At 37.5% G+C, this 14710-nt stretch carries 13 protein-coding genes and 3 tRNA genes; 4 read left to right on the top strand and 12 right to left on the bottom strand.

From position 1 onward, the window contains the following. Nucleotides 1-28 precede the first annotated feature (28 nt). Together SOP96_RS06605 and SOP96_RS06600 are read right to left on the bottom strand one after the other, a co-directional pair. Nucleotides 29-1612 carry a DUF4270 family protein gene (locus tag SOP96_RS06605; RefSeq protein ID WP_326320205.1) on the bottom strand — a complete coding sequence of 528 codons (1584 nt, stop codon included), beginning with the start codon at nucleotides 1610-1612 and terminating at the stop codon, nucleotides 29-31. A gap of 13 nt (nucleotides 1613-1625) precedes the next feature. Further along, complete coding sequence (locus SOP96_RS06600) at nucleotides 1626-2396, bottom strand: glycogen/starch synthase (protein ID WP_326320204.1); 771 nt, start codon at nucleotides 2394-2396, stop codon at nucleotides 1626-1628. Nucleotides 2397-2577: 181 nt separating this feature from the next. On the opposite strand from SOP96_RS06600, the gene panC reads away from it, so the two are divergent. Continuing rightward, on the top strand, nucleotides 2578-3426 hold the full coding sequence (gene panC / locus SOP96_RS06595) for a pantoate--beta-alanine ligase (RefSeq protein WP_326320203.1): 849 nt from the start codon (nucleotides 2578-2580) through the stop codon (nucleotides 3424-3426). Between the two features lie 253 nt (nucleotides 3427-3679). Here the strand turns inward: panC and SOP96_RS06590 are convergent. The 3 genes from SOP96_RS06590 to SOP96_RS06580 all read right to left on the bottom strand — a co-directional run bounded on the left by SOP96_RS06590 (nucleotide 3680) and on the right by SOP96_RS06580 (nucleotide 4017). Further along, nucleotides 3680-3752: transfer RNA gene (locus SOP96_RS06590), tRNA-Lys, on the bottom strand. 73 nt (nucleotides 3753-3825) lie between these two features. Further along, nucleotides 3826-3908, bottom strand: a tRNA-Leu gene (locus SOP96_RS06585). Nucleotides 3909-3944: 36 nt separating this feature from the next. Further along, a tRNA-Lys gene (locus SOP96_RS06580) sits at nucleotides 3945-4017 on the bottom strand. Between the two features lie 115 nt (nucleotides 4018-4132). On the opposite strand from SOP96_RS06580, the gene SOP96_RS06575 reads away from it, so the two are divergent. Continuing rightward, nucleotides 4133-4648 carry a shikimate kinase gene (locus SOP96_RS06575; RefSeq protein ID WP_326320202.1) on the top strand — a complete coding sequence of 172 codons (516 nt, stop codon included), beginning with the start codon at nucleotides 4133-4135 and terminating at the stop codon, nucleotides 4646-4648. Between the two features lie 4 nt (nucleotides 4649-4652). On the opposite strand, the gene SOP96_RS06570 is transcribed toward SOP96_RS06575, so the two are convergent. Further along, entirely contained in the window at nucleotides 4653-5099 is a 447-nt protein-coding gene (locus tag SOP96_RS06570) for an RNA-binding S4 domain-containing protein (protein WP_326320201.1), read from the bottom strand. Between the two features lie 54 nt (nucleotides 5100-5153). On the opposite strand from SOP96_RS06570, the gene SOP96_RS06565 reads away from it, so the two are divergent. Then, entirely contained in the window at nucleotides 5154-5912 is a 759-nt protein-coding gene (locus tag SOP96_RS06565) for a hypothetical protein (protein WP_326320200.1), read from the top strand. Nucleotides 5913-5949: 37 nt separating this feature from the next. Here the strand turns inward: SOP96_RS06565 and SOP96_RS06560 are convergent, their stop codons facing one another. The 4 genes from SOP96_RS06560 to SOP96_RS06545 all read right to left on the bottom strand — a co-directional run bounded on the left by SOP96_RS06560 (nucleotide 5950) and on the right by SOP96_RS06545 (nucleotide 12054). After that, nucleotides 5950-7467, bottom strand: coding sequence for an FMN-binding glutamate synthase family protein (locus SOP96_RS06560; RefSeq protein ID WP_326320199.1), 1518 nt, complete (start codon nucleotides 7465-7467; stop codon nucleotides 5950-5952). A gap of 53 nt (nucleotides 7468-7520) precedes the next feature. Further along, nucleotides 7521-8867 (bottom strand): tRNA (N(6)-L-threonylcarbamoyladenosine(37)-C(2))-methylthiotransferase MtaB, encoded by a 1347-nt coding sequence (mtaB, locus tag SOP96_RS06555; protein ID WP_326320198.1) that lies wholly within the window; start codon nucleotides 8865-8867, stop codon nucleotides 7521-7523. A gap of 169 nt (nucleotides 8868-9036) precedes the next feature. After that, nucleotides 9037-11130 (bottom strand): T9SS type B sorting domain-containing protein, encoded by a 2094-nt coding sequence (locus tag SOP96_RS06550; RefSeq protein ID WP_326320197.1) that lies wholly within the window; start codon nucleotides 11128-11130, stop codon nucleotides 9037-9039. A 126-nt stretch (nucleotides 11131-11256) separates the two neighbouring features. Further along, entirely contained in the window at nucleotides 11257-12054 is a 798-nt protein-coding gene (locus SOP96_RS06545; RefSeq protein WP_326320196.1) for a hypothetical protein, read from the bottom strand. A gap of 193 nt (nucleotides 12055-12247) precedes the next feature. Between SOP96_RS06545 and glgP the strand changes: the two genes are divergently transcribed. After that, the gene (gene glgP, locus SOP96_RS06540; RefSeq protein ID WP_326320195.1) at nucleotides 12248-13912 is read left to right on the top strand and encodes an alpha-glucan family phosphorylase; all 1665 of its coding nucleotides are present in this window, start codon (nucleotides 12248-12250) and stop codon (nucleotides 13910-13912) included. A gap of 102 nt (nucleotides 13913-14014) precedes the next feature. On the opposite strand, the gene SOP96_RS06535 is transcribed toward glgP, so the two are convergent. Beyond that, nucleotides 14015-14206 carry a DUF6496 domain-containing protein gene (locus SOP96_RS06535; protein WP_326320194.1) on the bottom strand — a complete coding sequence of 64 codons (192 nt, stop codon included), beginning with the start codon at nucleotides 14204-14206 and terminating at the stop codon, nucleotides 14015-14017. An 11-nt stretch (nucleotides 14207-14217) separates the two neighbouring features. Further along, nucleotides 14218-14691 carry a hypothetical protein gene (locus tag SOP96_RS06530; protein WP_326320193.1) on the bottom strand — a complete coding sequence of 158 codons (474 nt, stop codon included), beginning with the start codon at nucleotides 14689-14691 and terminating at the stop codon, nucleotides 14218-14220. Nucleotides 14692-14710 lie beyond the last annotated feature (19 nt).

The following is a 14710-nucleotide window of genomic DNA, read 5'->3' as shown; positions in this document are numbered from 1 at the left end:
GATTGTAAGTGTATTGTTGTTCAAATTTTTATTTTGTTCCGTAAGTAACAAAAAGCTGTGTATTTTCCTTAGGCTTTGCCGCATCATTTCCTATAAATACCGCTCTTCTGGTATCATATGAAGCAGTAGTAGATTTGTAGCCCACAAGACTTGTCCCATCTGCATTTCTTTCAAATGATCCTAAATCTATTTTGAAATATTTTGTTTCGGTTTTATCAGTTGAAGGTTTGCTCTCCGGCTCAATCATCTCTTTTATTGATTGTGTAACGATAAAGTCATAATACGTATTATCTTTGTCTATATTGTAAGCTTTAAAAATTGTATATCCGGGTACTCCTGCCAGTTTTAACAAATCGTTGGTGAAATTCGATTTAACCTTAGCAGGATTCTCAGAACTTGGATCGATATATCTGCGCAGCAATGTAAATTCTGTAGGCTTTGCATAATTGGTATCGTTCCATAAAGGATCTATATAGATTCTTATTTTGGCACTGATGATTCCTACCTTATCTTTTGATACTTTATCTTTAAGTTTAGTAATAGTAGATTCAGGAATTTTAATTCCGATAGAATTCCCTCCCATCGCCTGTGCGTAAAGTTTTGCATCACCTGTTACACTGTTATATCCGGCATTTTTTACTGCGGAGCCCGTTCTTTCATATTGGTATTGACCGATATGTGCATTTCCTGTGCCTAATGCGAATGAGTAAGAAGTTTGAGGTCTTGTTGTAGTACCATTTTCTGTTTTATCATATTTATAGTACATGATCATCTCCATATCGTTGGGAGAAAACTGGAAAAGATATCCATCCGATTCAGCAACAGAAACTCTTAATCCTTTAAAATAACGGATAAAATTGGAAGCATCCTGAAGCTCAGGCTGATCTTTTTTAGCAATAATTTTAGTCTGGAAAAAATCTTTATCCAAAGGAATTCTGATACCTGGTGTTGAAGAAGTAAATAAAGCGGATCCACCATCATCTTTTGTGATGGCTACTGAACTTACGTTACCGTTAATTACTTTTGACCCCAATTCATTACTAATATCATAAGTCTGATTAGATTTTACCGTGTCTGAAGCAGATTTCAGGAATGTTTCTACCTGATGAACTTTTAATGTAAGTGATCTCTTTGCTTTCCCGAATTTTAGAACAGGATATGTATTGACTACTTTTTTAGCATTAACAGCTCCGTCTGCAGCTGTAGTGTAGGTGAAATTATCGTCTACGGTATTTGTTTTAACAGAATCTGACGCAAATCTCGGTTTTACTACAAGTACCACAGAATCTACCGTTGCATTGGTTCCGAAGTCAGGATCATATGTAGATAATTTAACCTGTGTAAGATAAGATGCCTTCTGCATCCCGAACTGGCTTTCATTAAAGGCACCCAGAACTCCATAAGTAAGTTTTGCGGCATCTGTACGAATTGTATCGTTATTATTGATATTGTAAGCGATAACATCAAATGGTTCCTCTTTACCTTGCGCAGCTCCGTCCAGAAACAGCTGCTCTCCCAAAGTATCCGCATCCGGCTCACAATTGTAAAGTAATATACTTCCCAAAACCACCATAGAAAATGCGGTGATTGTTTTTTTAACATTATGAATCATTAAAAATGTGTTTTTAATAAAGTTGATTAATAGAATCTACGTCGAGATATTCCGATTTAGGGGTTGATGTTTCATTGAAAGCCTTATCAAGGTCTTCATCAAGAAATTCATCGCCTTTTACCACCATATCTACATAGCCCATACTTTCGGCAACGAAAGTTTTAACGCTTGGGTTATCTAACGCTTTAAGGCCTGAAATATTATCAAACTTCAGCTTTTCGTCGATATTTGAAGCCAAAGGTGCATCTTTCTCATTATATAAAGAAAGAACAATTTTAGCATCCTTAAAGTAGGTATCGGATTCGTAGTATGTTTTTAAATAAATAGGAACAAAGGAAGACATCCACCCGTTAAGATGAATAACATCAGGAACCCAGTTGAGCTTCTTAATGGTTTCGATTACGCCTCTGGCAAAGAAAATAGCTCTTTCGTCGTTATCATCGAAAGAATTTCCCTCATCATCAAAATAATATTGTTTTCTTTTGAAATATTCTTCATTGTCGATAAAGTATACCTGAAGTCTTTCCCCGGGAAGCGATGCTACTTTAATAATAAGAGGCTGATCCAGATCGTTGATAATGATATTCATTCCCGAAAGGCGGATCACCTCATGAAGCTGGAATTTCCTTTCACTTATTTGTCCAAATCTTGGCATAAAAACTCTTACATCATTGCCTTCATTGTGCATCTTAAGTGCCATTTTGTTTACCACTGTAGCCATATTTGTATCTTCCTGATATGGATACATTTCTGTAGTAATGTACAGTATTTTTTGATTCGGCATAAACTTCTATCTAATTTTTGTAAAAATGCTTTAATGCGCAAAATTACGAAAAAACATTCAACATTACTTTAATTAACATTTTTTTACGACAATTCGGTCTCTTAAATTATAAAAACAACGTGCAGGTGTATGATAATTATATGATATTTTTAGTATTTTTGAATTACTATTAAAATAAACTATGGAAGTTTTAAAAAGCAAGAAAATTCTGCAGGATTTCATTGAAAGACAGAAAGAAATGGGCAAAAAAATAGGCTTTGCACCTACGATGGGAGCCCTGCATGACGGCCATCTTTCGCTCTATAAAACAGCAAGGGAAGAGAATGACCTGGTGGTTTCATCAATTTTTGTTAACCCAACCCAATTCAACAATCCCGAAGATCTTGAAAAATATCCCAGAGACATTAACCGCGACATTTCAATACTTGAAAAATCCGGGATTGTAGATGCAGTTTATATTCCGGAAGTTTCTGATATTTATCCTGAAAAAACAGAAAGCCAGCAGTATGATTTCGGCGGGCTTGAAGAGGAGATGGAGGGAAAATCCAGGCCGGGGCATTTTAACGGGGTAGGAACCGTTGTAGAAGAACTTTTCAGGCAGGTAAAACCGGATAATGCCTATTTTGGTGAAAAAGATTTTCAACAGCTTGCCATTATCAAAAAAATGACTGAAAAGAAAAAGCTTCCGATTAAAGTAAAAGGTGTTCCTATTTTCCGGGCAGAAAACGGACTGGCTTTAAGCTCAAGAAACCAAAGGCTTGACAAAAACCGTAGGGAAGACTCTAAAATCATTTATGAAACCTTGAAAAAAGTAAATGAATGGTTCCGTGTTTTAACGGTTCCTGAAATAAAACAGCGTGTACAGGATATTTTCGATCATCAGAGAGGAATGCAGCTTGAGTATTTCCTGATTGCAGATGAAAAGACGCTGAAAGAAACAGACTTTTTCTACAAAGACAGAAATTTCAGGGCATTTATTGTGGTTGTGGTAGATGGAGTACGATTGATTGATAATATGCACCTGGATTAATTAAGGTCGAGAAACAAAGGTTAGACCGATAACATTAAATACAAAAGCGTTGCTTCCCAAGTGACGCTTTTTGATTTAAATTAAATAATTATTAATCCTAATAGTTTGCAACAAAAGATCTATCAGTTGCCTGGCCCTCAGGAGTACAATCAAAAAAAACGCCATTAAAAATCAAAGGCCTCCTGAAGGAAGCCTTTGAAACACCAAATCACAAAATATTAATATGAAAAAAATTTACTTTTCAGTAAACTTGTGACCCGGCTGGGATTCGAACCCAGGACCCATACATTAAAAGTGTATTGCTCTACCAGCTGAGCTACCGAGTCGTTCACAATCAATAATGATAAATATAAATAAAATTTTTATTTTCAGTATTAACTATTTCAATTTTCTGCATTGTGCCTGCGACTGGACTCGAACCAGCACATCCTTAGGAAACCACCCCCTCAAGATGGCGTGTCTACCAATTTCACCACGCAGGCAAATAAAATTACAAAGATCAAGTAATTTTTTGCTCGTGACCCGGCTGGGATTCGAACCCAGGACCCATACATTAAAAGTGTATTGCTCTACCAGCTGAGCTACCGAGTCGGCCACTTTATCATCAAGTTTTCATTATGATAATGTCCCTTGTTTTAAGTGGTGCAAAGATATAGCTTTTTTTTATTTCTCAAAACTTTTTCGCAAATTTGTTTAAAAAAAATTCATGATAATTTCACTGGTCGGATACATGGGAAGTGGCAAAACTCACATTTCCAAAATATTAAGCAAAAAACTAAATTTCAGCCTTATTGATCTTGATAAAGAGATTTCCAAGCGAAATAAATTAACCATTCCTGAAATATTCGCAAAAAAGGGAGAAATTTATTTTAGAAAGCTGGAAAGAGAAGCATTGGAAGAAATTCTGGCCACGGAAGAAAACCTGGTACTGAGCCTGGGCGGGGGAACTCCGGCATATTATAATAATATGGAAATTATCAACATCAACTCGAAAAGTGTTTTTCTAAGAGCTTCCGTAGGAACTTTAACGGAAAGATTATCCAAACAAAAGGAAAAACGCCCGCTTATCGCCAATATTCCTGATGAAGACCTTCCGGAATTCATCGCAAAGCATTTGTTTGAGCGCAATGCTTTTTACAGCAAGGCACAATTTCATGTTGCCACAGACTCCAGACCGCCTGAAGATATTGTAGCCGAGATAATAGAAAAGCTCTATCTATAGAGCTTTATAACGATTCATTATTTTCGGAATCATCACCATCCTTCTCTCCGAAAAAATCGTCCCAGTCGGTAAAATCGGAAGCAATATCGTTTTCCACATAATCATCCATATCCCTTCTGTCTTTTTTCGTGGGCCTTCCCTCTCCTTTAATCCTGTAATAATCCTGAGACATTTTACGCATTTTTAAAAGCTCGTACTGTTCTTTATCGGTTACATCTTTAATGTGGAGCGGAACCAGCTTTGCCCCGATCCTGCTTTTAGGAATCTGGATTACCTTAATTTTATAATCAATCTGATTTTTACGGATCTTTATCACATCTCCTTCTTTTACCTCTTTAGAAGACTTCACCACCGATTCACCAATAGAAACCCTGTTCTTTTTAATCTCTTCCGTAGCGACGGTTCTGGTCTTATAAAAACGAATGCTCCATAAAAATTTATCTATTCTCATATTTTTTTATACTTTTGCCGTTATATTATTTGTAAAGTAATTAAAGTTTTTGAAATGAAAAAAATATTTTTATATATCCTTGCGGGATCTCTCTGTTTTTCTGCATGTAAAAAGGATGATGAGGTTGAAACTTTTATAGAACCTGAAGACGTGTCGGTAAGAAATTCTTATGACGATCAGGCTATTCAAAAGTTTATGGAAAATAATTATCTTGATGCGCAGGGAAATATAAAAGCTTTCAGCTCTACAGATGCTTCCGATGATAATGAGAAAAAGCTTTCCGAGCTAAATCCGGTAAAACTTCCTTCAGGGGTAATTTACATCGTAAGAAACGGAGCACAGCCATCTCCCGGTGTTACGCTTGAAACTAATTCTGCTTCAGACAATGCTACCCAGATCAGAGTAATGATGAGAGCCAACTACTATCTCGCAGCAGAAAGTGACGGAAATGTTTCTTTTGGAAGCGCTGGAACTCTTTTAAATACCATTGATGGTTCCGGGTCACCGGTTACCGATCCGCCTTACTACTATGTAAAAGATAACGTTCTTGAAACCGCTACAACTGATGCTGCAAAGCAAAGAAGCTATTATGAAATTGAAGGACTTCAGGAAGGTTTGAAATATTTTAAAGGATATGAAAATAAAAATGATGGCGATGCGTACAACTTACAGGGTGTAATCATTATCCCTTCAAGAGCCGCATTTGCCAGAGACTCGCATTACAATTATACAGGGCTTTCGCTTAAAAACAACTGCTTTGTTTTCAATTTTGAAATTTATAAAGCCAATGTAAGACCGGCTAACGATAAATAATAAAAAACGCTTCAGGTTTTGAAGCGTTTTTTTATTGCTAATATTCTGCTTTATGCTTTACATTTCCTAAAATATCCGGGAAATAGTGGTCAGAAAGATGATCAAACTCGTCACCCCTCATGAACATGGTTGCATCCACTTCTTCATAAGAACTTCGGCCCGCAGCTGCAATCAGCTCATTACAGGTGTGCAAAGTATTTTTATGGAAATGGTATACTCTTTCCGCTTTGTCAGTAACATCCAATCCTTTAATCAGCATTTTATCCTGAGTTGCAACACCTGTAGGGCAATTATTGGAATTACATCTCAATGCCTGGATACAACCCAAGGAAAACATAAAGCCTCTTGCGTTGTTGCACATATCTGCTCCCATGGCAATAGCTCTCAGGATATCGAGACTTGTTAAAACTTTTCCACTGGCAATGATGCGCAGTTTATTTCTCAGATTGTAATTTTTAAGGGTTCTGTTTACAAAAATCAAAGCCGGTTCTAAGGGCATTCCCACACCGTCTGAAAACTCTGGCGGAGCAGCACCGGTTCCTCCTTCTGCTCCATCCACTGTAATGAAATCCGGATAAATTTTCAATACATTCATCTGGACACAGATATCTTCAAATTCTTTAGTATCGCCAATACACAATTTAAATCCTACGGGCTTTCCTCCTGAAAGTTCACGCAGCTGCTGTACAAATCTCAGCAATCCTGCCGCATCGGAAAACGAAGAATGCGACGGCGGTGAGATAATGGTCATTCCCGGCGTAACGTGACGGATCTTGGCAATCTCCGGAGTATTCTTCACCCCCGGTAAAACGCCGCCATGACCGGGCTTTGCTCCTTGTGAAAGTTTAATTTCAATCATTTTCACATTGGGAAGATTGGAATATTTTATAAATAGCTCAGGATTAAATTTCCCTTCATCATCCCTGCAGCCAAAGTAACCTGTACCGATCTGCCAGCAAAGATCTCCACCTTCAAGATGGTAAGGTGAAATACCTCCTTCTCCCGTATTGTGATAAAAGTTTCCTTTTTTAGCACCTCTGTTCAAAGAAATTTGGGCACGGTCACTTAAAGATCCGAAACTCATTGCTGAAATATTAAGCAAGGACGCATGGTAAGGCTGTGTACACTGTTCTCCTCCAACCCAGACTCTCGGAAGTTCTTCCGCAGGAGACTTTGCATAAATGGAATGTTTAATTCCTTCATATTTGCGGTGGTTGATCTCCAGCTGTGTTCCGAAAGCAACGGTATCGCCTAAATTTTTGGCTCTTCGGTACACTGCAGAACGCTGGTTTCTTGGGAATGGTTTCCCGTCTGTTTCCCTTTCAATAAAATACTGCTGCATCTCCGGTGAAATACTTTCGAAAAAATACCTGAAATAGCCTAATACAGGAAAGTTTCTTAGAATGGCATGCTTGGTCTGATAGGTATTGTATACTCCTAATGCATAAATGGCCGTCAAAAGAATAGGGATCCAGTAATGTGCCCTGATCAGCAATGCTACAATCCATGTAACGATTACCAAGACCAATCCCCAAGATAAAAACTTATCTCTCATGAATGTTAGATTTGAAGTTAAAGATTAAATGTAGTAGAAATTTAGCAGAAAGCCTACGCTTTAGCTAAAAAATTTTCGTAGGAAGATTGCACAGAAACCGTGCCATCTGACAGGATTTTTTCTAAGTTTAAAAATTCAATCTGGTTAACAGATGCGGCATCATAATCTTTCTGTACCCGAACATAATTTTCTGTGAAGCCGAACATTTTTCCGTCTTTATTTTCATGTTCCCAAAGTACGGGAAGCGTTTTTCCAAGCTGGGTCTGGTAGAATGCCATCTTTTTCTTTTCAGAAAGGATTCTGAGCATTTTATTGCGTTTCTTTCTTTCGGGAACCGGCACAATACCCTCCATTGCGGCAGCCTCGGTATTTTCTCTTTCAGAATAGGTGAAAACGTGAAGATAGGTAATCGGAAGCTCATTCAGAAAGTTGTACGTTTCCATGAACAGCTCTTCCGTTTCCCCCGGAAATCCTACAATAACATCAACACCAATTGCAGCGTGAGGCATTACTTCACGAATTTTAGCAACTCTGTCTTTATATAGTTTGGTAAGGTAACGGCGCTTCATTTTTTTCAACAGTTCATCACTTCCCGATTGCAGCGGAATGTGAAAATGCGGAACAAAGCTTCTGCTTTTCGAAACCAGTTCTATACTTTCGTCTTTCAGTAGATTAGGTTCGATGGAAGAGATACGGATTCTTTCAATCCCTTCCACTTTATCCAACTCGGAAATTAAATCCAGAAAGGTATGCTCATGTCTTTTGTTTCCGAACTCACCTTTGCCATAATCTCCGATATTAACTCCGGTCAAAACAATTTCTTTGATATCTCTCTGGGAAATTTCCCTGGCATTTTTTAATACATTTTCAATGGTGTCGGAACGGGAAATCCCTCTTGCCAAAGGAATCGTACAGTAGGTACATTTATAGTCACAGCCATCCTGAACCTTTAGAAAAGCTCTGGTTCTGTCTCCGATAGAATAGCTTCCGATAAAGAAATCTGTTTCTTCAATTTCACAGGAATGAACAATACCTTCGCTTTCAGTCTTTTCAAGATCATCAAGATAACTTAAAATATTGAATTTTTCTTTAGCCCCCAACACAAGATCTACTCCTTCAATCTGAGAAATTTCTTCCGGTTTCAGCTGAGCATAGCATCCTACAATCACAACCAGTCCTTCCGGATTGGCTTTCATGGCTCTTTTGACGTGAAGCTTGCATTCACGATCGGCATTTTCCGTAACCGAACAGGTGTTGATCACATAAATATTCGCTTTTTCATCAAAACTTACCTTTTCGTATCCTGCATCTGTCAATTGACGGGCAATGGTAGAAGTTTCCGCAAAATTTAATTTGCAGCCTAAGGTATGAAATGCGGCAGTTCTGTGAAATTGAGACATTTATTAATCCTTGAATTTTGTGGGTGCAAAGATAATCAATTTAATACAAATCGTAAATCGATTCGGTCTATTGTTTAAATTCCTGTTATTTTTTTCATAAACATTTAAGGCTGAAAAAAATATATTTAAAATAAAAACCACCTCTTTCGAGGCAGTTTTAATATTTAGATCAATCTCTGTTTTTCACCATTACCCAACCTGAATACTTGATTAATGTGTTCTTTTTATCATTTTCATTCCAGGTTACGGAATACCAATAAGTCCCGGTTGGGACTTTTTTACCACCCGTAGTTCCGTTCCATTGATATCCGTTCATTTTGTCTGCCTGAAAGATTTTATTTCCGTACCGGTCGAAAATATTAAATACAAGATTCTGTTTATTTCCCAGTGCAGAATAATCAATCATATCATTAACGCCGTCTCCGTTCGGGGTTATAACATTCACTAAATTCGGCACAACAATCATAATATCAATAGGATCACAATTGTAGCCATCTTTAACAAAGACATGATGATCACCTCTTGGGATATTGTTAAATATATTAGATTCCTGCCAGTTGACACCGTCTGTAGAATAGCTGTAAGGGCCTGTTCCTCCTGTGACATTTACCGTTACCGTAGTGTTTGCAATATCCACAGAAGAGATTACAGGTTGTTCCGAAGCATAAATTTTTACAGTTTGCACTGTGGTACAATCTCCCGTTTTCAGTTTTACCCAATACGTTCCCACTCCAACATTGGATATTGTTTGTGTTGTAGCTCCTGTACTCCATTCATAGGAAGTGAAGCCCGGGCCGGCATCCAGTGTTGTTTTATCTTCCATGCAGATGATTTTATCCTGAAGAACATTAGAATACACAGGCGGAAGAACAATAAGATTAACTTTAGCGATCGCATAACAGCCGTTTCCGTTGGTTACTTTTATAAAAACAATTCCATTGGATGCAATGTAATTGGCTGGATTTGCAATTGGATTGGTATTATTTTTAGCATCGGCAAGAGAAGGAAAATAAGTTTTCGTTCCCGTTTGAGTGGTCACCGGAGCCGTTGTTAAATTGAATGAAGCAGTAGAAGGGTTTGATTCGATAAAACAAGACCTCAGCGTGGCTTCTGTTACGATGACAACAGGATAGAATTTTAAAGTAATCTCTGCTACAGCTATACAGCCGTACTGCGAAGTAATTTTCACGTAAACAATTCCTTCAGCAGAAACAAACGCTGCTGGACTTGTAATTTCATTGATTCCTGCATTGAGATCACTTAGCGTATTATAATATTTTTTTGTAGCGGCAGGATCTGCGAAAACCGCTGCAGAAGTCAGGTTAAAAGTAGCCGTTCCCGCATTATTGTTATTACAGCTGTAAAGGGTAACATTATTTCCGGTAATACTTCCCTGCTTGAATTTAAACGCTCCGGTCTGCCTGCAGGAATTTATAGGATTATTAGGATCAGCCGGATCCTGATAATGAATACTGTAGTAGTACGTTAACGTCAAATTCATTGTTTGTGGCGTAAGAATAGGGTTTGCTCCTGAAAGGGCATCATTCTGGGAAGTGTGATATGTTATTTGAAAATTAGAATTGCCATTCAGAATTCCTGCCGTTAACGTGCTGAAATCGAAAACAGCCGGATTCTGGCAGATGATAATTTCCCGCGGATCTGCAGGATTTGCAGCCGGAGCTCCCGGTGGCGTAAAAGGCTGTGTCTGAATATTAGGATTGGTAAACGGAGAGGCAAGCGTTGCCGTTCCGCCCCAGGTGAGCGAAAACGGAGCCATTGTAGGATTGAAAACATCTACCCAATTGTCAATGTACAGATAATAAGTTTGTCCGGGCAGCACATCCAGATATTTGCAGTACGGTGTTGGAGATCCTCCTGCTGCGCTGGTAATTGTGCTGGTCATATTCAGTCCTGTTGAAGCTCCCACACCTATTACGGTGGCTGCATTACAGCGTATTGGCGCTCCCAAGCTTCCACAGTTGACGTTCGGGCCATAAACTGCCCAATCGTAATCGGCATCCGGATCACTTGGAACAAGATCAAAAGTAAGTGTTCCGCCTGTTGCTATGGTGATTTTGTACCAGATGGAATTATGCTCACCTGTAGTAAGACATCCTCCAAGATTTTCATTGAGTGCACCAATTCCCGATGGTGAGTAGGTAATATTTGAATTTCCGCAAACGGTGAGTGCCGTTGAGCAGTCGGCTTGGGAAAAAAGTGTTCGGGATAATAATAGTAAAAAAAAGAGTAAATATTTCTTCATGTTTTTTCAATTTGGTTATTTTCAGTGATTTGTTTATATCAAATATAAACATTTCGCACCTATTATGTTACTTTTATTTAACATAATTCATCATAAATCTAAAAACAATGAAGCATATTTAATGAATCACTTTATACTTGTGATATTTCCGCAAAGGTTTTCGACATGAAAGATTTTATGAAAAGGGCTTTTTACCTTTTGCAAATGTTCTTTATCCTGAATAAAAGTATACCGGGAAGCAATCGAATTCATATCCGAAACGATAACAAGCCAGCATTCGTCTACAGAAGTATCGTAATACGGAAATTTCTCATTCTTTTTTTCGATAAGTTCTACAATTTTTTCAGAGCATAATTCATCAAAGAGATTCATATTATATTCGTGAGTGATAAAAACATTTCTCCGGTGAAAAGATTTCCTGATACTTTTTACACAACCACAGGCTTTTCCACGTTTGATGCTTTTATAGATATTGAGAATAATTTCCTGTTGGTTTTCGAGGGTATCGGGGCGGATATTGGGATGGAATTCTAAAAAATAAACACCACGATATTTCGTAGTGTCTTCCTGTTCTAATAGTATTTCTGCCTGACGGAAAATTTTGTTTAAGCTGCTTTCAATCTTCTTCATTTCAAGATGATTGATTACTTCGGTGAGTTCGATCCCGATTTTCTTGTCGTTTAATTTGGCTATAAAATCCGGGCTTTCGCAGGTTAAATCTTCAAATTTAATTTCAGGGAAATGATGCATAAAAGAATTGAGCAGTAGTATCTCTGTTTTTTTCTTATACTTTTCCCGGTCGTGCAAAGGAGACTGATCTATGGTACGGTGATATTTTTCGATCGGCTTTTTTTTCAAATGCCGGTTCAGATAATAAAGGCTTAGATTTTTAATTAAATCTTCATCAGAAAAGGTCTTTTTCATGTGCTTATTTTTATTGCTATGGAACACATAAAACTTTCGGTTTCATGCCATGAAGTTTTGATTATCAAAAATTTACAATTTAAAGATAGGTAAAAATTCAATGCTATATTTTCTTTTAAAATAATTTATTTGATATTTAACATTTAGTTTACTTTCATAATTAATACCTTTGGATTTCAAATATAAAACTGTGATGGATTTTAGAAACTTTAAAATGCCTTTTGGCACCAATCCCAAATACTCTAAAAAAGTAGCTTATTTTTCAATGGAATTTGCCATAGAGCAGGTTCTTAAAATATATTCCGGAGGTCTTGGATTTCTGGCAGGATCGCATATGCGGAGTGCCTATAACCTGAAACAGGATCTTGTAGGAATTGGGATTTTGTGGAAATTCGGATATTATGACCAGGCAAGAAACCACGATCAGACCTTACAACCGGTCTGGACAAAAAAGATGTACAGTTTTCTTGAAGATACGGGCTTAAAATTCCAGATCGAAATCCACAGCGCACCGGTTTGGGTAAAGGTATGGTACCTGGATCCTGAAATTTTCCAGACAGCGCCGATGTTTTTGCTTTCTACGGATGTTCCGGAAAATGACCATATTTCAAAAACAATTTGCCATAAACTTTATGACGCCAACGAGTCTACCAAGCTGGCCCAATATATTCTTTTAGGAAAAGGCGGCGCAAAACTGCTCGACGAGATGAATCTGGAAAGGGATATTTATCACCTGAATGAAGCGCACGGGCTTCCCGCAGCATTTCACCTCCTAAAAAAATACAGCGGAGACCTGAACAAGGTAAAAGAAAAGCTGGTATTTACTACCCATACTCCTGAAGAAGCCGGCAATGAAAAACACAGCCTGAGACTTTGTTATGAAATGTCTTATTTTTCAGGCTTCAGTATGGACGACGTGAAGAGAATAGAAGGTTCAAGCGATGATCGGTTCAACCATTCTTTGTGTGCCCTGAAAATGGCACATATTGCCAATGGTGTTTCTCAGCTTCATGGTGATGTTTCCAGAACCATGTGGAGCAAGTATGAAGGAATATGTAAAATTACATCCATCACCAATGCACAGGAATTTAAGTATTGGTCCGACAAGCCTTTGTATAATGCCAAAGATGAAAACGATGAAACAGTTTTCGATTACCGTAAAAAACATCTTAAAAAAAGACTTTTTAAAGTTGTTGCAGATCAGACAGGCAATCTTTTCAACCCTAATATTTTTACCATTGTATGGGCAAGGAGATTCGCAGGCTACAAAAGAGCAGATCTTCTTTTGCAGGATAAGGAAAGATTTTACAAACTCCTGAACAATCCGAAACATCCGGTACAGATTATTTTTGCCGGAAAACCCTATCCAATGGATTATTCTGCCATTTCAATCTTTAATCTTCTGGTAGAGGAAAGTAAAAACAAGAAAAACATGGCCGTTCTTACAGGATATGAGCTTGCATTAAGCAAATTACTGAAACAAGGTTCTGATCTTTGGTTAAATAACCCAAGAGTTCCGAGAGAAGCTTCCGGAACATCAGGAATGACTGCTGCGATGAACGGCTCCGTAAATCTTTCTACAGACGACGGCTGGATCCCGGAATTTGCGAAACACGGAGAAAACTCTTTCGTTGTACCAAAAGGAGATTATGAAAATATGAGTGTCTATGAACAGGATAACTATGATATGAATAAGCTGTATGAACTTCTTGAAAATGAAATCCTTCCTGCTTATTATGATAATCCGAATAAATGGAGAAAGATACAGTACAATTCGATGAACGATGTTAAAGATCAGTTTAACAGCGACAGAATGGCAGATGAGTACTATCAGATTCTTTATAATTATGAAAAGTAATCTTTGCCTAAGGGTAAAAGTATGCCTCATTTCGTCACAAAAAGACCTTACATAATCAAATATAAAAAACGGCTTGAAAATTTCAAGCCGTTTTCTTATAAATTAATTTTTTTTCTTTTTTTCTTTAGGCACTTTTAAGCCTTCTTCTCTCGCTTCAGAAATTCCTATGGCTACGGCCTGCTTTCTGCTTTTCACTTTATCTCCGGAAGATGATTTTAATTTTCCTTCCTTGAATTCGTGCATTACTTTCTCTACTTTGTCCTGAGCTTTGTCTGAATATTTGTTTTTGCTCATATTATTATATTTTAAGATTTGGGTACCGAAACTGCTATCTCATACACTTTAGCGTGTTTCAGATATTTTGATCGTTCTCTTGAAGTTACCGATTCAAAATGATCGTTTTTAATTACCACAATCGGATCTTCCGTATTTTCTATTTCGAAATTGGTGAGGTATCTTTCATCAGGTGGAGACTGCATTAATTTTGCTTTTATTTTCTGCAATTCATCTGCATACTCTTTGAATCCGGGATCTGATGAATGAATGAATTTATATTCCTTGCCTGCATCAACAAAAAAATGCAGCTTTTTGTCAATTAAACCGGCTTCATTAGAAATTTCAGGGTTGTCATTACCGTCTTTGAAACCTACTTCCACCAATTCACCATTTTTTTGCTGAGCGTATTCCTCGGCATCTTTAAAGCTTGAAAATCCTGTGTATACAATGGTGCTGTCTAATTCGTAGCGGTTTAGTTTTTGGTCAAAAGCATTCGTTTCCATAATTATTATATGATATTGA

The organism is Chryseobacterium salviniae (assembly GCF_035819015.1).
GTDB lineage: Bacteria > Bacteroidota > Bacteroidia > Flavobacteriales > Weeksellaceae > Chryseobacterium > Chryseobacterium salviniae.
The sequence above is the reverse complement of the archived record's forward strand: the minus strand, read 5'-3'. Positions and strand labels throughout refer to the sequence as shown.